Genomic DNA, 17474 nt, shown 5'->3' with positions numbered 1-17474 from the left:
GGCCTGCTCGCCGCCCTCCCGTTCCTGGACGCGCCGCAGCGTGCTGGGCGGCACGGGCCTGGCGATCGCCGCCGGCGTGGCCGGCTGCGGGCGTGATGAGCAGGCCGAGCAGAGCTCGGAGGGCGACGAGCAGGCCACCCGTCTGCCCGCCCCGGACATCATCACCACCGCGCAGTGGGGCGCCATGCAGCCCAACTACTACCTGCAGACCCTGAACGAGCGCCCCTCCTACCTGGTGATCCACCACACCACCACGCCGAACGTCACGGACGGCTCCCGGGAGGCGGCGGAGAGCATCGCGCAGGTGGTCCAGAACGCGCACATGAGCCCCGCGAACGACTGGGGCGACACCGGGCAGCACTTCACCGTCTCCCGCGGCGGCTTCGCGATGGAGGGCCGCCACGGCTCCCGGCACGCGCTCGAGGGCGGACAGACGTTCATGCTCGGCGTCCACGCGCTCGGGTTCAACGCGTATGCGCTCGGCATCGAGTGCGAGGGGCTGTACATGCTGAACCCGCCGCCGCAGAGCCTCTACGCCGGCCTGGTGCCGCTCGTCGCCTACATCTGCCAGCAGTACGAGCTGCCGCCGTCCCGCATCATCGGCCACCGCGACGTCACCGCCACCAGCTGCTGCGGCGACGCGTTCTACGCCAAGCTGCCGATCCTGCGCGAGGACGTCCGCCTCTCCCTGGCCTCGGGCGAGTACCACGTCTCGGAGGGCTTCGGGGCGGACAACCTCTTCGACGACGCACACGTCACCCCGGAGTACGTGGAGGAGGAGCGCGGCTGAACCCGCCCCCGCTCCCCACGACGGCGCCCCTCACCGGACGGTGAGGGGCGCCGTCGTGCGCGGCCCGGTCAGCGCACGCGCGGGAACGATCCGCCGGAGACCTCGCCGTACTCGGCCAGCTCGTTGGCCGGGCCGCAGATCTGCGGGTCGGGGCGGTGGACGATGCGCTCGTCCTTGTCCGGGTAGGGCAGCGTGTGCAGCACATGGCGGATGGCCTCGAGGCGGGCGCGCTTCTTGTCGTTCGACTTCACGACGGTCCACGGGGCGTCGGCCGTGTGCGTGTAGAAGAACATGGCCTCCTTCGCGTTCGTGTAGTCGTCCCACTTGTCCAGGGAGGCCAGGTCGGTGGGCGAGAGCTTCCAGCGACGCACGGGGTCGGTCTCCCGCGCGGCGAAGCGATTGAGCTGCTCACGCTGGGACACGGAGAACCAGAACTTGATGATGTGCACGCCGGAGTTGACGAGCATGCGCTCCAGCTCAGGGGTCTCGCGCATGAACTCGAGGTGCTGGATGTAACGCTGGAAGTACCACTGCGAGGCCTCCTCCTCCGTGGGCTTCTCCAGGGCCACGGTCCGGGCGCCGCGGGGGTTGAGGTGCTCGTTGAAGCGCTTGATGGCGCCGCCCTTGCCGGCGGCGTCGCGGCCCTCGAAGATGATCAGGACCTTCTGGCCGGTCTCCTTGACCCAGAGCTGCATCTTCAGCAGCTCGATCTGCAGCTCGCGCTTGCGTCGCTCGTAGCTCTTGCGGCTGAGCTTGGTCTTGTACGGGTAGCCCTCACGCCAGGCCTGCGGGTCCGGGGTGGGGGTCTTCTTCTCCCCGCCGAGCTTGCGGCCCAGCTCTCGGATCTCGTCCACCTCGGCGGCGTAGTCACGGGTCACGGCGAAGGGGGCCTGCGCGGCGTGCTCCGCGCCGTGCTCGCCACGGGTGCGGGGGTCGGGCGTAGGACTCGTGTTCTCGGCCACGGCGGCTCCTGAGGGTGTCTTCGATCGGACCGCGCACCGGACGGGCGAGCGGCCCGTCATGGCGTCGTCGCCATGCGCCTTCATATTACCCCTGGGTCAGGTGCCGCCGGCCCACGGAGACGGCGGACGCCCCGCCCCGCTCGTGAGGAGCGGGACGGGGCGTCGGCGGGGGCACGGTGGGGACACCGTGCGGCGCAGGATCAGCGCTTCGAGAACTGCGAGGCCTTGCGGGCCTTCTTGAGGCCGGCCTTCTTGCGCTCGATGACGCGGGCGTCGCGGGTCAGGAAGCCGGCCTTCTTGAGCGCCGGGCGGTTGTGCTCGCGGTCGATCTCGTTGAGGGCGCGGGAGATGCCCAGGCGCAGCGCACCGGCCTGGCCGGAGGGGCCGCCGCCGTGGATGCGGGCGATCACGTCGTAGGCGCCGGTCAGCTCCAACAGCGTGAAGGGGTCGGAGACCTCCTGCTGGTGCAGCTTGTTCGGAAAGTAGTTCTCCAGGGCGCGACCGTTGATGGTCCACTGGCCGGAGCCGGGGACGAGGCGCACGCGGGCCACGGCCTCCTTGCGGCGGCCGACGGCGGAGCCGGGCACGGTCAGGGCCGGGCGCTCGGAGGCGACGGGGGCCTCGGCGGCGGCGGTGGACTCAGAGGTGTAGCTCGTCAGCTCCACGTCGTCGTTCTCGTTGATGCTCATGGTTCTCCTCAGGGAAGGTCTGCGTCAGTGGCCCGCCGGGGTCACTGGGCGACCTGGCCGATCTCGAAGGTCTGGGGCTGCTGGGCGGTGTGCGGGTGCTCGGCGCCCTTGTACACCTTCAGCTTGGAGAGCTGCTGGGCGGCCAGCGAGTTCTTCGGGAGCATGCCCTTGACGGCCTTCTCCACGGCGCGGACCGGGTTGGTCTCGAGCAGCTCGGCGTAGGACTGCGACTTCAGGCCGCCCGGGTAGCCCGAGTGGCGGTAGGCGCGCTTCTTCTCGAGCTTGGCGCCGGTGAGGGCGACCTTCTCGGCGTTCACGATGATGACGTAGTCGCCCATGTCCATGTGGGGGGCGAACGTCGGCTTGTGCTTGCCGCGCAGGAGGGTGGCGGTGTGGGAGGCCAGGCGGCCGAGGACGACGTCGGTGGCATCGATGATGTGCCACTGACGGTCGGCGTCACCAGGCTTGGGAGAGTACGTACGCACGTTGTCTGCCTTCAGGGTCGGTGGTGGTCCACAGCACCTGCCCGCCGGGTCGTGATTCCGGCGCGCTCGCGCTGTCAGTTCTCCGTGCGCGCCGGTCCCCCAGGTGAGGGCTGGAAGGCGTCCGGGCCCGATGCCCCGGGGGTGCGGCGCGAGCTGAAGGCCATGCAACTGAGCCACTCGCGGCACGACGCATCCGGGTGCGGGCATGCGCAACGTCCACCCATCCTACCGAACGCGGGCCCCGGAGCCAAAAGCCGCCACCGCGGGCCACCCCGGCTCACAGGGTCCGCTTCGCCCGGGTGCCCTCGGCGCGCCGGCGCAGCTCCGCCGCCTCGTCGGGATAGCCGACGGCGAGCAGCGTCAGCCCCCCGGGCGGGGCGAGGCGCACCTCGGAGTCGCGGGCCGGCCTCGCCACCCGGTGCGCGAGCCAGCCGGGCTCGCGTGCCCGCTCCCCCACCTGGAGCAGCGCCCCGACGATCGCCCGGACCATGTTGTGGCAGAACGCGTCGGCCCGGATCCGGACGCGCACGACGCCGTCCTCATCGCGTCGCACCTCCAGGTGCTGGACCTCGCGGATGGTCGTGGCGCCCTCGCGGGGCCGGCAGAAGGACAGGAAGTCGTGCAGTCCGAGGACGGCGTCGGCCTCCAGCGCCATGAGGCGATCGTCCAGGGCGGCGGCGTGCCAGTGGGTGAAGCCCCGCGTGCGCGGGTCACGCGCGGCGGGTGCGTCGTCGATCCGGTACTCGTACTCGCGCCACAGCGCGCTGAACCGCGCGTCGAAGCCCGCAGGGGCCCGCCGCGCCCCGTGCACGACGACGGCCCCGCCCCACCCGGAGAGCACCCCGCCGAGGCGGCGGGTGAGGGAGGTGGCCGGTTCCAGGCCGGGGCGGCCACGGGTCAGGCCCACCCACTCCGCCTCGGTCAGGTCGAGGTGGACGACCTGACCGCGCGCGTGCACCCCCGCGTCGGTGCGACCGGCGACCACCGTGCGCACGGGCCGGCGCAGGATCCGCTCGAGCCCGTCCTCCAGCGCACCCTGGACCGAGTCGAGACCGGGCTGGCGGGCCCAGCCGTGGAAGGCGCCGCCGTCGTAGGCCAGGTCCAGGCGGACGCGCACGGACGCGGGTTCCCCGGGCGCCGGCGGGGCGTCCGGGCGGTGCTGCTCGCTCATGCTGCTCCTCAAGCGGGTCGGGGCGGGACCGGGGACGGCGAAGGGCCGCCCACCGGGTGGTGGACGGCCCTCGCCGATGCGTCGTCACGGGGACGGACGCGGACTCACGCGCTGGCGTCAGGCCATCTTCTGGGCGGCCTCGCCACCGGCAGGCTCGAAGCCCGCGGCCTTGGCCTCCTCGACGGTGGAGAACCAGACCTCGGCGGTGGTCTGGTCGTACCAGCGCGAGCCGGGGACGTGGTACTTCTTCGAGCTGGCGTTGCCCTTGATGGTGGCCTCGGCCGGAGCCGAGCCGTCCTCGTTGGTGGGCACGGCGCCGTCGATCTCGGCGGCGGCCTCCTGCGACTCGGCCACGGTGACCTCCTCGGTGGCGGCCGGGTCGACGGCCTCCACCGGGGTGGACTCGGCCGGGGCGGCCGGCGCGGACGCGGCGGCCTGCTCGGCCTCACGCACGACGGCCTGCTTGCCGGAGATCGGCTCCATGATCAGCTCGATCACGGCCATGGGCGCGTTGTCGCCCTGGCGGTTGCCGATCTTGGTGATGCGGGTGTAGCCGCCGTTGCGCTCGGCCATCGCCGGGCCGATCACGGTGAACAGCTCGTGCACGACCGCCTTGTTGGTGCGGTTCTTGGCGGCGATGAGACCCTGCACCTTGCGGCGGGCCGGCAGATCGCCCTTCTTGGCGAAGGTGATCAGGCGCTCGGCGTACGGGCGCAGGCGCTTGGCGCGGGTGAGCGTCGTGGTGATCGACTTGTGCTCGAACAGCTGGGCGGACATGTTCGCCAGCATGATGCGCTCGTGGGCCGGGCTGCCGCCCAGACGCGGACCCTTGGTGGGGGTAGGCATGGTGTTTCTCCTCGGGTGGGACCCTGCAGCCGGCTGCGGCGTTGGGTCGAAGATGTCAGGTGGTGCGGAATCGGCTCAGAAGTCCGAGAACGGGTCGTCGTCCATCTGGCGCGCGTGCGCCTGCGGGTCGTAGCCGGCCGGCGAGTCCTTGAGGGACAGGCCCAGCTCCTGGAGCTTCTCCTTGACCTCGTCGATGGACTTCGCGCCGAAGTTGCGGATGTCCATCAGGTCGGCCTCGGAACGGCCCACGAGCTCACCCACGGTGTGGATGCCCTCGCGCTTGAGGCAGTTGTACGAGCGCACGGTGAGCTCGAGCTCCTCGATCGGCTGGGCCAGGTCGGCGGAGCCCTCGACGACCTCGGGCTCGTCGCCCAGGTCGATGCCCTCGGCCTCGACGTTGAGCGAGCGGGCCAGGCCGAACAGCTCGACCAGGGTGGAGCCGGCAGAGGCCACCGCGTCACGCGGCAGCATGTTCTCCTTGGTCTCCACGTCCAGGATCAGACGGTCGAAGTCGGTGCGCTGCTCCACACGGGTGGCCTCGACCTTGAAGGTCACCTTGAGGACCGGGGAGTAGATGGAGTCGACCGGGATGCGGCCGATCTCCGCGTCCGCGGACTTGTTCTGGGCGGCGGTCACGTAGCCGCGACCGCGCTCGATGGTCAGCTCCATGTCGAACTTGCCCTTCGCGTTCAGGGTCGCGATGTGCAGGTCCGGGTTGTGGATCTCGACGCCGGCCGGCGCGGTGATGTCCGCGGCGGTGACGACGCCGGCCCCCTGCTTGCGCAGGTAGGCCACCACGGGCTCGTCGTTCTCCGAGGAGACGGAGAGCTTCTTGATGTTGAGGATGATCTCGGTGACATCCTCCTTGACTCCGTTGACGGTGCTGAACTCGTGCAGCACGCCGTCCACGCGGATGCTGGTCACGGCAGCACCGGGGATCGACGAGAGCAGAGTGCGGCGCAGGGAGTTGCCGAGGGTGTAGCCGAAGCCGGGCTCCAGGGGCTCGATGACGAACCGGGAACGACGGTCGGAGACGACCTCTTCGGTCAGCGTGGGGCGCTGTGCAATGAGCACGGACATTTCCTTTCGGCGAGCGTCCGCCATATGACGCACGCGGTGGGTGGAAACGAGGACGGGGTGGGGGCAGGTCCGCAGACCTGTCCGCGTCCGCCCCGGGCGGGGGCGGACGCGGACACAGCGCTCAGGTCAGACGCGGCGGCGCTTCGCCGGGCGAGCGCCGTTGTGGGCCATGGGGGTGACGTCCTGGATGGACCCCACCTCGAGGCCGGCGGCCTGCAGGGAGCGGATGGCGGTCTCGCGGCCCGAGCCCGGACCCTTCACGAAGACGTCCACCTTCTTCATGCCGTGCTCCTGCGCACGCTTGGCGGCCTGCTCGGCGGCCATCTGCGCGGCGTACGGGGTCGACTTGCGCGACCCCTTGAAGCCGACCTCGCCGGACGAGGCCCAGGAGATGACGGCACCCGTGGTGTCCGTGATGGACACGATGGTGTTGTTGAACGTGCTCTTGATGTGGGCCTGGCCCACGGTGATGTTCTTGTTGGCCTTGCGACGCGGCTTGCGGGCAGCCGATGCGCGAGTCTTGGGGGGCATGTGATTCTCCTCCGGGAAAGCTGCTGGTGCTGATGCTGCGGGCGGGGCGTCCGGACGTGGACGCGGTCACCGCCGGTGCAGGATCACTTCTTCTTGCCGGCGACCGTCTTCTTGGGGCCCTTGCGGGTACGGGCGTTGGTCTTCGTGCGCTGGCCGCGCACCGGCAGGCCGCGGCGGTGGCGCAGGCCCTCGTAGGAGCCGATCTCCACCTTGCGACGGATGTCGGCGGCCACCTCGCGGCGGAGGTCGCCCTCCACCTTGTAGCTGCCCTCGATGTGGTCGCGCAGCTGCACCAGCTGCTCGTCGGAGAGGTCCTTCACGCGGATGTTCGGGTCGATGCCCGTGGCGGCGAGGGTCTCCTCAGCGCGGGTCTTGCCCACACCGTAGATGTACGTGAGTGCGATGATCACGCGCTTCTCGCGCGGAATGTCAACGCCTGCAAGACGAGCCATGTGGCCGTCCTCCTGTTCTTCTGCAGCAGGGGTCTGCACCAGGGACGTCCCGTACGACGCGGCACTGGGCCTCGCGGACCCGTCGTCGCGGCGCCGGGGAAGATCCGGCGTGCTCCGCGGCGGGCGTCCGCCGTCGTCGGTCTCCGGCCCCTGCGGCCGGAGGTGGGGGCCCTCCCCTCACGGGGTGGACCGCTGTCCCTGCTGTTCGGCCCGATGGCCGGTGGGTGGTGTGGTCAACGCGACGGCGTCGCTCCCCGGGCTCCCGGGGAGGCGATCAGCCCTGGCGCTGCTTGTGGCGCGGGTTCGAGCAGATCACCAGCACGCGGCCCTTACGGCGCACGACCTGGCACTTGTCACAAATCCGCTTCACGCTCGGCTGAACCTTCACGGCTCTTCCTCCTGCGCTCGCTTGGACGGGGGTTCTTACTTGTATCGGTACACGATCCGACCCCGGTTGAGGTCGTACGGGCTAAGCTCCACCACGACGCGATCCTCGGGGAGGATGCGGATGTAGTGCTGACGCATCTTTCCGGAGATCGTGGCGAGCACGACGTGCTCGTTCTGCAGACGGACCCGGAACATCGCGTTCGGCAATGCCTCCGACACCGTGCCCTCGACCTCGATGACACCTTCCTTCTTAGCCATGTCCTCCACAATCGTCATGCCCCGGGCACGGCCGCGGAGGGCCGGGTGACGGGGCGGGAACGGGTCTGCTCGCCGGCGCACACGAGTGCGCGCACACGAACAACGTTCGATGATACCGCATTCTCGGTCTGAGAACCAGCACAGACGACGACGGCCGCCCGGTCCGCCGGACGGGCGGGACGGACGGCCGACAGCTCGGGCCGCTCACTCCCCCGGCGGGACCGGGACCACGCCGAACCGGGCGAGCTCGGAGGCGCCGCCGTCGGGCGCGGTGAGCACCCACACACCGCCGTCGTGCCGGCAGACCGAGTGCTCCCACTGGCTGGCGCGGGCGCCGTCGAGGGTCACCACGGTCCAGTCGTCCGCGAGCACCTTCGTGTCGATGGAGCCACGCACCAGCATCGGCTCGATGGCGAGTGCCAGACCGGGGCGGATCTTGGGCCCCCGGTGGCCGGTGCGGTAGTTGAACACGTCCGGCGGCAGGTGCATGGCCGAGCCGATGCCGTGCCCCACGTACTCCTCGAGGATGCCGAGCTCCTCGCCCGGCTGCGCGGAGACGAAGTCGTCGATGGCGTCCCCGATGTCCCCGACGTGGGTGGCGGAGGCGAAGGCCGCGATGCCGACCCAGAGTGCCTCCCGCGTGATCGCCGAGAGGCGCTCGTCGGCCGGGTCCGCGGTGCCGGCCGCGGAGGAGCCCAGGATCACCGTGCGGGCCGAGTCGGCGTGCCAGCCGTCCACGATCGCGCCCCCGTCGACCTTCAGCACGTCGCCGGTCTGCAGGACCCGGTCCCCGGGGATGCCGTGCACGACCTCGTCGTTGACCGAGGTGCAGATCGAGGCCGGGAAGTCGTAGTAGCCCAGGAAGTTGGACGTGGCACCGCGCTCGGCCAGCACGCCCGCGAACACGGCGTCCAGCTCCGCGGTGGTGACGCCCGGCGCGGCCGCGGCCAGCGTGGCGTCCAACGCCTCGGACAGGACCACCCCCGCGCGCTGCATGGCCTGCAGCTGGGGGGCGGTCTTGAGCTCGAGCGAGCGGCGGCCGATCACGGGGTCAGGACTCCGCGCCCGGCTGGATCACGGGCAGGGAGCCCGTGGCGGCACGCACGGAGTACACGGCCTGCAGCAGGCGCTCGGTGACGTCGTCGATCTGCCCGGTGCCGTCCACGCGGGCGACGATGCCGCGCTCCACGTACTCCTGGATGACGGACTCGGTCTCGCGGTGGTACAGGTCCAGGCGGTGCTCGATGACCTCCTGGGTGTCGTCCGCGCGGCCCTCGATCTCGGCACGCTTGAGCAGACGCTCCACGAGCTCCTCGTCGGGCACCTCCAGCTCGACGACGGCGGACAGCGACTGGCCGGACTCGGCGAGCATGGCGTCCAGCGCCTCGACCTGGCCCTTCGTGCGCGGGTAGCCGTCCAGCAGGAAGCCGTGCTCCGCGTCGGCCTGGGCGATGCGGTCCGCGACCATGCGGTTCGTGACCTCATCGGGGACGAAGTCGCCGTTGTCGATGTACTTCTTGGCCTCGACGCCGAGCGGCGTCATCGACTTCACGTTGTGGCGGAAGATGTCACCGGTGGAGATCGGGACGATCCCCATCTTGTCGGCGATCCGGGTGGCCTGGGTGCCCTTGCCGGAACCGGGAGGGCCCATGAGCAGCATGCGGGTCATCGTGTGTTCCTCACTGTCGATACGGACGGCGTTGCGGGATCGGGTCGGGGCTCAGCGCAGCAGGCCCTCGTAGTGGCGCTGCTCCATCTGTGCGCTGACCTGCTTCACGGTCTGGAGGCCGACGCCCACCATGATGAGGATGGACGTGCCGCCGAGCGGGAAGTTCTGGCTGGTGCCGATCACCGCGAAGGCGATCAGCGGGATCATGGCCACGATACCGAGGTAGAGGGCGCCCACGAGCGTGATGCGGCTGATGACGTACTGCAGGTAACGCTCGGTGGGCCGGCCGGCGCGGACGCCGGGGATGAAGCCGCCGTAGCGCTTCATGTTGTCCGAGATCTCCACCGGGTTGAACGTGATGGACACGTAGAAGTACGTGAAGCCGATGATGAGCAGGAAGTACAGGGCCATGTACACCGGGTGGTCGCCGGGGCCGAAGTACCGGCTCAGCCACGTGATCCACGGGGCCGGCGCACTGCCGTCCTGCGGCGTGTTGAACTGGATGAGGATGCTCGGGAGCATCAGCACGGAGGAGGCGAAGATGACCGGGATGACGTTGGCCATGTTCACCTTGACCGGGATGTAGGTGCTCGACCCGCCCACGGTCCGCGAGCCGATCTGCCGCTTGGCGTACTGGACCGGGATCCGGCGCTGCGACTCCTCCACGAAGACGATGGCCAGCATGGTGAGCAGGCCGATCCCCATGACGATCGCGAACACGCGCCAGCCCTGCGTCTGGACCACCTGGCCGAGGCCGGCCGGGAAGCCCGCCGCGATGGAGGTGAAGATCAGCAGGGACATGCCGTTGCCCACGCCGTTCTCGGTGATCCGCTCGCCGAACCACATGACGATGAGACAGCCGGTGGTCAGGGCGATGACCACGAGCAGCACCGTGAGGATGGAGCCGTCGCGCAGCAGCGGCAGGCTGCATCCGAGCAGGGCCCCGGTGCGGGCCAGCGAGGCCATCGTGGTCGCCTGCAGCAGGGCGAGGGCGAGGGTCAGGTAGCGGGTGTACTGCGTCAGCGTCGCCTGGCCCTGCGGGCCCTCCTGGTGGAGCTGCTCGAAGCGCGGGATCACCACCCGCAGAAGCTGCACGATGATCGACGCCGTGATGTAGGGCATGATGCCGAGCGCGAAGACGGACACCTGCAGGAGCGCCCCGCCCGAGAACATGTTCACGAAGGAGTACAGGCCGCCCTGGGCGTTGCCCGCTGCCAGACACTGCTGCACCGCCGGGTAGTCCACCCCGGGGGCCGGCACGAAGGCGCCCATCCGGTAGACGGCGATGAGCCCGAGCGTGAAGGCGATCTTCCGCAACAGGTCAGGCGTCCGGACGATCCGGGCGATGGCCTTGAGCACGAGTCCTCCTGCGGTGGTCCTGTGGGGCGCGCGCCGGCCGCGGGGCGGGGCACGAGACGGCGGCCACACCGGGGCGGCCGCTGTGCGAGTCTACACGGACGGACCGAGGGCCCTGGTCCGGAGCTCCTGCTCCGGGCCAGGGCCCTCGGTCGATGGGTCGGCGTGTCAGAGGGTCTCGGTGGACCCGCCGGCGGCCTGGATCTTCTCCACGGCGGACGAGGAGAAGGCGTTCGCCTTCACCTGCACGGCCGCGGTGATCTCCCCCGTGCCCAGCACCTTCACGGGCTGACCGCGACGGACGAGGCCCTTGGACACGAGCGCGTCCACGGTGACCTCACCGCCCTCGGGGAAGTGCGCGGAGAGCTTGTCCAGGTTCACGACCTGGTACTCCGTGCGGAACGGGTTCTTGAAGCCGCGGAGCTTCGGCAGACGCATCTGCAGGGGCAGCTGGCCGCCCTCGAAGCCCGCACGGACCTGGTAACGGGCCTTGGTGCCCTTGGTGCCGCGACCGGCGGTCTTGCCCTTCGACGCCTCACCGCGACCCACACGGGTCTTGGCGGTCTTGGCACCGGGGGCCGGACGCAGGTCGTGGACCTTGATGGCGTCGTTGTCAGCCATTGTTGACCTCCTCCACGGACACCAGGTGCGGCACGGTGTTGACCATGCCGACCGTCACCGCATCGGCCTTGCGGGTGACCTGGTGGCCGATCCGCTTCAGGCCCAGCGAGCGCAGGGTGTCCCGATGGTTCTGCTTGGAGCCCGTGACGCCGCGGGTCTGGGTGATGACCAGGGTGGCGTCCGAGGGCTGGATGTTCTTGCGGGTGGGCTCAAACACGGCTCACGCACCTGCCTTCGCGCTCTTCTGGGCGCGATCGTTCTCCATGGTGCGCAGCATCGCATGGGGGGCGATCTCGTCCAGGGCCTTGCCGCGGCGGGCGGCGACGGCCTGGGGCTCTTCCAGCTTCTTGAGTGCGTCCACGGTGCCGCGCACGATGTTGATCGCGTTCACGGAGCCCATGGACTTGGACAGCACGTCGTGGATGCCGGCGCACTCGAGCACGGCGCGCACCGGACCGCCGGCGATCACGCCGGTACCCGGGGAGGCCGGGCGGAGCAGCACGACGCCGGCGGCGTCCTCACCCTGCACCAGGTGCGGGATGGTGGAGCCGACGCGGGGGACGCGGAAGAAGGACTTCTTGGCCTCCTCCACGGCCTTCTGGATCGCGGCGGGGACCTCCTTCGCCTTGCCGTAGCCGACGCCGACGGTGCCGTCGCCGTCACCCACCACCACGAGGGCGGTGAAGGAGAAGCGGCGGCCGCCCTTGACGACCTTGGAGACGCGGTTGATGCCCACGACGCGCTCGAGGAACTGGTCCTTCTCGTCGTCCTGGGCGCCACGACGGTTGCGGTCGTCGCGACGGCCGCCACGACGATCGCCGTCACGGCCACCGCGGCCGCCGTCGCGACCGCCGCGGCCACCGGTGGCGCGCTCGGTGGTCTGGCTCGCCGAGCCCGACCCGGTCTCGGAGACGGTGGTCTCGGTGCTCTCGGTCACCTGAGTGTCCTTCTGGTTGATGTTCTCGGTCACAGCTGCAGCCCACCCTCTCGCGCACCGTCGGCCACGGCCGCGACGCGCCCGTGGTACTTGTTGCCGCCGCGGTCGAAGACCACGGCCTCGATGCCGGCCGCCTTGGCACGCTCGGCGACGAGCTCGCCCACGCGCTTGGCCTTGGCCGTCTTGTCGCCCTCGAGCGCACGCACGTCGGCCTCCATGGTGGAGGCGTACGCGAGCGTGCGGCTCTGCGTGTCGTCCACGACCTGCACGAACATGTGCCGTGCAGAGCGGTTGACGACGAGGCGGGGACGGACGGTGGTGCCGGAGATCCGCTTGCGCACCCGGAGGTGGCGGCGGGTGCGGGCGTTGAACTTGCCCTTGCCCTTCACCTTCAGAGTAGACATCACTTACCTGCCTTTCCGGCCTTGCGGCGGATCTGCTCGCCCGCGTAGCGCACGCCCTTGCCCTTGTACGGGTCGGGGCGGCGCAGCTTGCGGATGTTGGCGGCGGTCTCGCCGACCTGCTGCTTGTCGATACCGGCGACGGTGACCTTGTTGCCCTCCACCGTGAAGGTGATGCCCTGGGGCGCCTTCACCGGGACGGGGTGGGAGTAGCCCAGGGCGAACTCGAGGTCCTGGCCCTTGGCCTGCACGCGGTAGCCGGTGCCGACGACCTCGAGCTGCTTGGAGAAGCCGTTGGTCACGCCCTCGACCATGTTGCTGATGAGGGTGCGGGTCAGACCGTGCAGGGAACGGGACTCACGCTCGTCGTCGGGGCGGGCCACGGTGACCTGCCCCTCCTCGAGGGTGACCGTGATGGGCGTGGGCAGCGAGTGCTCGAGCTGGCCCTTGGGGCCCTTCACGGAGACGCGGTCGCCGTCGATGGTCACATCGACGCCGGCGGGGATGGTGATCGGGAGACGTCCGATTCGAGACATGTCAGTTCAGCCTTTCTTCCGTCTTGCCCGTCACCAGACGTAGGCGAGGACTTCTCCGCCCACGCCCTTCTTGGCGGCCTGCTGGTTCGTGAGGAGACCAGAGGAGGTGGACAGGATGGCGATGCCGAGGCCGCCCAGCACGTGGGGCAGGTTCGTGGACTTCGCGTACACGCGCAGGCCCGGCTTGGAGATGCGGCGCAGGCCGGCGATCGCACGCTCACGCTGCGGGCCGAACTTCAGGTCGATGGTCAGCTTCTTGCCGACCTCGGCCTCCTCCTCGCGCCAGTCCTGGATGTAGCCCTCGGCCTTGAGGATCTCGGCGACGCGAGTCTTCAGCTTCGAGGACGGCATGGACACGGTGTCGTGGTAGGCCGAGTTTGCGTTGCGCAGACGGGTCAGCATGTCTGCGACGGGATCGGTCATGGTCATGTGGGCTTCACGCCCTTTCTCGCCGTGGTTTCCGCCACCGGTTCACCGGTGGAGGACCTGTGGCGTGGAGGTCTTACTGGTCGGTCTTGAACGGGAAGCCCAGCGCCTTGAGCAGCGCGCGGCCCTCGTCGTCGTTCTTGGCGGTCGTCACCACGGTGATGTCCATGCCGCGCACGCGGTCGATCTTGTCCTGATCGATCTCGTGGAACACGGTCTGCTCGGACAGGCCGAAGGTGTAGTTGCCGTTGCCGTCGAACTGGCGGTCGGACAGGCCGCGGAAGTCACGGATGCGCGGCAGCGCGAGCGTGACCAGGCGGTCCAGGAACTCCCACATGCGGTCGCCACGGAGCGTGGCGTGCGTGCCGATGGGCATGCCCTCACGCAGCTTGAACTGCGCGATGGACTTGCGGGCCTTGGTGATCATCGGCTTCTGGCCGGTGATGGCGGTGAGGTCGGCGACCGCGCCGTCGATGATCTTGGAGTCCTTGGCGGCCTCGCCGACGCCCATGTTGACGACGACCTTCACGAGACCCGGCACCTGCATGACGTTCCCGTACTGGAACTGCTCCTGCAGGGCGCCGCGGATCTCGTCGCGGTACTTGGTCTTCAGACGCGGGGTGACCTTCTCGGTCTGCTGCACCTCGGTCATCACAGCTCCTTCCCCGAGGCCTTGGCGAAGCGGACCTTCACGGTCTTGCTCACGCCGTCCTTCTCGACGGTCTCGAAGCGGTAGCCCACACGGGTCGGCTTCTTGGTCTCCGGGTCCACCACGGCCACGTTCGAGATGTGGATCGGGGCCTCGACGACCTGCAGGCCGCCCTCGGTGGAACCGTTGTTGTCCTGGCCGGCGCGCAGGTGCTTGGTCACGCGGTTCACGCCCTCGACGAGCACGCGCTCATCCGCCGGGAACACGCGCAGGACCTTGCCCTGCTTGCCCTTGTCCTTGCCACTGATGACCTGGACGAGGTCGTCCTTCTTGATCTTGGCCATGAGGTCAGATCACCTCCGGGGCGAGCGACACGATCTTCATGAACTTCTTGTCACGCAGCTCGCGACCCACGGGGCCGAAGATGCGCGTGCCACGGGGCTCGCCGTCGGTCTTCAGGATGACCGCCGCGTTCTCGTCGAACTTGATGTACGAGCCGTCGGGACGGCGGGACTGCTTGCGGGTGCGGACCACCACGGCCTTGACGACGTCGCCCTTCTTGACGTTGCCGCCGGGGATGGCGTCCTTCACGGTGGCGACGATGGTGTCGCCGATGCCTGCGTAGCGGCGTCCGGAACCGCCGAGAACACGGATGGTCAGGATTTCCTTCGCACCGGTGTTGTCGGCGACCTTGAGCCGCGACTCCTGCTGGATCACTTGTCTCTCCTAGCGTCGCGCCGGTTCTCCCCCACGATGGGCGAGCCTTGCGGAACGGTTGAACGGGCATCCCGGGACGCTTACCCCTCCCCCGAGGCGGGCCGCCCGCCGTCGTCCCCCGGCGACGCGTGTTCAGACAGCGTCGGGGAGGTCGAGAGCGGAGGGGCGCGCAGGGCAGGGCCGAGGCGGATCCGGGATCGGCGTGCGCGGCCCTCGGCACACAGGATGGATGGTCCTGCCAACGAGAGGGCGCACGAATATCAGAGTCTAACGCACAAGGCCGCCCCGTGCCAGTGCACGGGGCGGCCCTCTGCGTCGCCGGCCCTCAGGGGGCCGGGTCGATCACTTGGCGCGCTCGACGATCTCCACCAGACGCCACCGCTTGGAGGCGGACAGCGGGCGGGTCTCGGCGAGGCGGACGCGGTCGCCCACGCCGGCGGTGTTGTCCTCGTCGTGCGCCTTCACGCGCTTCGAGGTCTTCAGCACCTTGCCGTAGAGCGAGTGCTTCTTGCGGTCCTCGACCTCGACGACGATGGTCTTGTCCATCTTGTCGGAGACGACGATGCCACGGAGGGCCTTGCGGTAGCCGCGCTCCTCGGAGACGGCCGGGGTCTGCTCGGTCACTTGGCAGCCTCCTCGTTCTTCTCGGCCTGCGCCTCGGCGGCGACATCGCCGCGGATGCCCAGCTCGCGCTCGCGCAGGATCGTGTAGATGCGCGCGATGTCACGCTTGACGGCCTTCAGCCGGCTGGCGTTGTCCAGCTGACCGGTGGCGGCCTGGAAGCGCAGGTTGAACAGCTCCTCCTTGGAGGACTTCAGGGCCTCCAGCAGGCGGGCGTTGTCCATCCCGTCCAGGGACTCGACGTTCAGATCCTTGGTGCCGATCGCCATGGGATCACTCACCACCCTCTCGACGGATGATACGGGCCTTCAGCGGCAGCTTGTGGATGGCCAGGCGGAGCGCCTCGCGGGCGACGTCCTCCGTGACACCCGACAGCTCGAAGAGCACGCGTCCGGGCTTGACGTTGGCGACCCACCACTCCGGCGAGCCCTTGCCGGAGCCCATGCGGGTCTCGGCGGGCTTCTTGGTGAGCGGACGGTCCGGGTAGATGTTGATCCAGACCTTGCCGCCACGCTTGATGTAGCGGGTCATGGCGATACGGGCGGCCTCGATCTGACGGTTGGTCACATAGGCCGGCGTGAGCGCCTGGATGCCCCACTCGCCGAACGTCACGGTGGTGCCGCCCTTGGCGGCGCCGGAACGCTTGGGGTGGTGCTGCTTGCGGTGCTTGACGCGACGGGGGATCAGCATCAGGCGTTGCCTCCTTCAGCGGGAGCGGCGGCCGGGGTCTCGGCGCCGGCGCCGGCGTTCTCCTGGCGGGGAGCACGCTCGGCGCGATCGTTGCGACGACGACGCTCACCGCCGCCACGGCGCTCGCCGCCACGGCCACGGCCGGAGGGCTGCGCGGCCTCCTTGGCCGCGAGCTCCTTGGCGGTCAGGTCGCCCTTGTAGATCCAGACCTTCACGCCGATGCGGCCGAAGGTGGTCTTGGCCTCGAACTTGCCGAAGTCGATGTTCGCGCGGAGGGTGTGCAGCGGCACGCGACCCTCGCGGTAGAACTCCGAGCGGCTCATCTCGGCGCCGCCGAGGCGGCCGGAGCACTGGATGCGGATGCCCTGCGCGCCGGCGCGCATGGCGGACTGGATCGCCTTCTTCATCGCGCGGCGGAACGCCACGCGCGAGGCGAGCTGCTCGGCCACACCCTGCGCCACCAGCTGGGCATCGGTCTCGGGGTTCTTGACCTCGAGGATGTTCAGCTGGATCTGCTTGCCGGTGAGCTTCTCGAGCTCACCGCGGATGCGGTCGGCCTCGGCGCCGCGGCGGCCGATCACGATGCCCGGACGCGCGGTGTGGATGTCCACGCGCACGCGGTCACGGGTGCGCTCGATCTCCACCTTGGAGATGCCGGCGCGCTCCATGCCGGTGGTCATCAGCTCGCGGATCTTGACGTCCTCCTTGAGGAAGTCAGCGTAGCGCTGGCCCTCCTTGTGGGAGTCCGCGAACCAGTGCGAGACGTGGTCGGTGGTGATGCCGAGGCGGAACCCGTTGGGGTTGATCTTCTGGCCCATTGTCAGTTCCCACCCTTCTCGTCCTTGGACGCGACGACCACGGTCACGTGGCTCGTGCGCTTGTTGATGCGGTACGCGCGGCCCTGAGCACGGGGCTGGAACCGCTTCATGGTCGGGCCCTCGTCCACGAAGGCCTCGGTGATGTAGAGGGCGTCCTCGTCGAAGGCCTGGCCCTCGCGGTCCGCCTTGACGCGGGCGTTCGCCACCGCGGAGGCCACCAGCTTGTACACCGGCTCCGAAGCGCCCTGCTGGGCGAACTTCAGGATGGCCAGTGCTTCGGTGGCCTGCTTGCCACGGACCAGGTCGACGACGCGCCGGGCCTTCATCGGCGTCACGCGCAGGTGGCGCGCAATTGCCTTGGCTTCCATTGCTTCTCTCTTTC

28 protein-coding genes are annotated in these 17474 nt (G+C 69.6%); 1 reads left to right on the top strand and 27 read right to left on the bottom strand.

From position 1 onward, the window contains the following. The coding region (locus J1M40_RS08205; protein WP_206450672.1) for a peptidoglycan recognition family protein at window positions 1-790 on the top strand (790 nt) is incomplete at its 5' end. Between the two features lie 68 nt (window positions 791-858). Here J1M40_RS08205 and J1M40_RS08200 read toward each other — a convergent pair. The 27 genes from J1M40_RS08200 to rplV form a co-directional block, all read right to left on the bottom strand. Further along, window positions 859-1752 carry a polyphosphate kinase gene (locus tag J1M40_RS08200; RefSeq protein WP_036317794.1) on the bottom strand — a complete coding sequence of 298 codons (894 nt, stop codon included), beginning with the start codon at window positions 1750-1752 and terminating at the stop codon, window positions 859-861. Between the two features lie 200 nt (window positions 1753-1952). Continuing rightward, on the bottom strand, window positions 1953-2441 hold the full coding sequence (gene rpsI, locus J1M40_RS08195; RefSeq protein ID WP_036317791.1) for a 30S ribosomal protein S9: 489 nt from the start codon (window positions 2439-2441) through the stop codon (window positions 1953-1955). A gap of 41 nt (window positions 2442-2482) precedes the next feature. Then, entirely contained in the window at window positions 2483-2926 is a 444-nt protein-coding gene (gene rplM, locus J1M40_RS08190) for a 50S ribosomal protein L13 (RefSeq protein ID WP_002857519.1), read from the bottom strand. A gap of 277 nt (window positions 2927-3203) precedes the next feature. Then, a complete protein-coding gene (gene truA, locus J1M40_RS08185; RefSeq protein WP_206450671.1) occupies window positions 3204-4097 on the bottom strand; it encodes a tRNA pseudouridine(38-40) synthase TruA in 894 nt (297 codons plus the stop codon). A 117-nt stretch (window positions 4098-4214) separates the two neighbouring features. Next, window positions 4215-4943 carry a 50S ribosomal protein L17 gene (rplQ, locus tag J1M40_RS08180; protein WP_049146305.1) on the bottom strand — a complete coding sequence of 243 codons (729 nt, stop codon included), beginning with the start codon at window positions 4941-4943 and terminating at the stop codon, window positions 4215-4217. 75 nt (window positions 4944-5018) lie between these two features. Continuing rightward, entirely contained in the window at window positions 5019-6017 is a 999-nt protein-coding gene (locus tag J1M40_RS08175; protein WP_049146318.1) for a DNA-directed RNA polymerase subunit alpha, read from the bottom strand. A gap of 132 nt (window positions 6018-6149) precedes the next feature. After that, a complete protein-coding gene (gene rpsK / locus J1M40_RS08170; protein WP_002857513.1) occupies window positions 6150-6554 on the bottom strand; it encodes a 30S ribosomal protein S11 in 405 nt (134 codons plus the stop codon). 83 nt (window positions 6555-6637) lie between these two features. Then, window positions 6638-7006, bottom strand: coding sequence for a 30S ribosomal protein S13 (rpsM, locus tag J1M40_RS08165; RefSeq protein ID WP_017487821.1), 369 nt, complete (start codon window positions 7004-7006; stop codon window positions 6638-6640). A 274-nt stretch (window positions 7007-7280) separates the two neighbouring features. Continuing rightward, on the bottom strand, window positions 7281-7394 hold the full coding sequence (gene rpmJ / locus J1M40_RS08160; protein WP_002857509.1) for a 50S ribosomal protein L36: 114 nt from the start codon (window positions 7392-7394) through the stop codon (window positions 7281-7283). A 35-nt stretch (window positions 7395-7429) separates the two neighbouring features. Further along, the gene (gene infA / locus J1M40_RS08155) at window positions 7430-7651 is read right to left on the bottom strand and encodes a translation initiation factor IF-1 (RefSeq protein WP_010080397.1); all 222 of its coding nucleotides are present in this window, start codon (window positions 7649-7651) and stop codon (window positions 7430-7432) included. Window positions 7652-7855: 204 nt separating this feature from the next. Then, window positions 7856-8698 (bottom strand): type I methionyl aminopeptidase, encoded by an 843-nt coding sequence (gene map, locus J1M40_RS08150; RefSeq protein WP_036381552.1) that lies wholly within the window; start codon window positions 8696-8698, stop codon window positions 7856-7858. 4 nt (window positions 8699-8702) lie between these two features. Continuing rightward, window positions 8703-9320, bottom strand: coding sequence for an adenylate kinase (locus J1M40_RS08145; RefSeq protein WP_036381548.1), 618 nt, complete (start codon window positions 9318-9320; stop codon window positions 8703-8705). Between the two features lie 51 nt (window positions 9321-9371). Continuing rightward, complete coding sequence (secY, locus tag J1M40_RS08140; protein ID WP_206450670.1) at window positions 9372-10679, bottom strand: preprotein translocase subunit SecY; 1308 nt, start codon at window positions 10677-10679, stop codon at window positions 9372-9374. Window positions 10680-10844: 165 nt separating this feature from the next. Continuing rightward, window positions 10845-11297: a 50S ribosomal protein L15 gene (gene rplO, locus J1M40_RS08135; RefSeq protein ID WP_002857504.1), complete on the bottom strand. Its 453-nt coding sequence runs from the start codon at window positions 11295-11297 to the stop codon at window positions 10845-10847. Then, window positions 11290-11514: a 50S ribosomal protein L30 gene (gene rpmD / locus J1M40_RS08130; protein ID WP_002857502.1), complete on the bottom strand. Its 225-nt coding sequence runs from the start codon at window positions 11512-11514 to the stop codon at window positions 11290-11292. Before rpmD ends, rplO begins: the two co-directional genes overlap by 8 nt. 3 nt (window positions 11515-11517) lie before the next feature. Continuing rightward, on the bottom strand, window positions 11518-12267 hold the full coding sequence (gene rpsE, locus J1M40_RS08125; RefSeq protein WP_002857500.1) for a 30S ribosomal protein S5: 750 nt from the start codon (window positions 12265-12267) through the stop codon (window positions 11518-11520). Further along, window positions 12264-12638, bottom strand: a complete 375-nt coding sequence (gene rplR, locus J1M40_RS08120; RefSeq protein ID WP_002857498.1) for a 50S ribosomal protein L18 — start codon at window positions 12636-12638, stop codon at window positions 12264-12266. Before rplR ends, rpsE begins: the two co-directional genes overlap by 4 nt. Further along, window positions 12638-13171: a 50S ribosomal protein L6 gene (rplF, locus tag J1M40_RS08115; protein WP_036317775.1), complete on the bottom strand. Its 534-nt coding sequence runs from the start codon at window positions 13169-13171 to the stop codon at window positions 12638-12640. Before rplF ends, rplR begins: the two co-directional genes overlap by 1 nt. A 30-nt stretch (window positions 13172-13201) precedes the next feature. Further along, a complete protein-coding gene (rpsH, locus tag J1M40_RS08110; protein WP_002857494.1) occupies window positions 13202-13600 on the bottom strand; it encodes a 30S ribosomal protein S8 in 399 nt (132 codons plus the stop codon). A 73-nt stretch (window positions 13601-13673) separates the two neighbouring features. Then, complete coding sequence (gene rplE, locus J1M40_RS08105) at window positions 13674-14249, bottom strand: 50S ribosomal protein L5 (RefSeq protein ID WP_036317773.1); 576 nt, start codon at window positions 14247-14249, stop codon at window positions 13674-13676. Beyond that, window positions 14249-14590 carry a 50S ribosomal protein L24 gene (gene rplX / locus J1M40_RS08100; protein WP_036317770.1) on the bottom strand — a complete coding sequence of 114 codons (342 nt, stop codon included), beginning with the start codon at window positions 14588-14590 and terminating at the stop codon, window positions 14249-14251. The genes rplE and rplX overlap by 1 nt, the downstream gene beginning before the upstream one ends. A gap of 4 nt (window positions 14591-14594) precedes the next feature. After that, a complete protein-coding gene (rplN, locus tag J1M40_RS08095) occupies window positions 14595-14963 on the bottom strand; it encodes a 50S ribosomal protein L14 (RefSeq protein ID WP_002857487.1) in 369 nt (122 codons plus the stop codon). A gap of 342 nt (window positions 14964-15305) precedes the next feature. Further along, complete coding sequence (gene rpsQ / locus J1M40_RS08090) at window positions 15306-15587, bottom strand: 30S ribosomal protein S17 (protein ID WP_036317768.1); 282 nt, start codon at window positions 15585-15587, stop codon at window positions 15306-15308. After that, entirely contained in the window at window positions 15584-15853 is a 270-nt protein-coding gene (rpmC, locus tag J1M40_RS08085; RefSeq protein WP_036317766.1) for a 50S ribosomal protein L29, read from the bottom strand. The genes rpsQ and rpmC overlap by 4 nt, the downstream gene beginning before the upstream one ends. 4 nt (window positions 15854-15857) lie before the next feature. Beyond that, window positions 15858-16274: a 50S ribosomal protein L16 gene (rplP, locus tag J1M40_RS08080; RefSeq protein ID WP_036317764.1), complete on the bottom strand. Its 417-nt coding sequence runs from the start codon at window positions 16272-16274 to the stop codon at window positions 15858-15860. After that, window positions 16274-17092, bottom strand: coding sequence for a 30S ribosomal protein S3 (rpsC, locus tag J1M40_RS08075; protein WP_002857479.1), 819 nt, complete (start codon window positions 17090-17092; stop codon window positions 16274-16276). Before rpsC ends, rplP begins: the two co-directional genes overlap by 1 nt. Before the next feature lie 2 nt (window positions 17093-17094). Further along, complete coding sequence (gene rplV, locus J1M40_RS08070) at window positions 17095-17460, bottom strand: 50S ribosomal protein L22 (protein WP_017487837.1); 366 nt, start codon at window positions 17458-17460, stop codon at window positions 17095-17097. Between the last annotated feature and the right edge of the window lie 14 nt (window positions 17461-17474).

The organism is Micrococcus sp. KRD026, from assembly GCF_017168445.1.
Lineage (GTDB): Bacteria > Actinomycetota > Actinomycetes > Actinomycetales > Micrococcaceae > Micrococcus > Micrococcus luteus.
The sequence above is the reverse complement of the archived record's forward strand: the minus strand, read 5'-3'. Positions and strand labels throughout refer to the sequence as shown.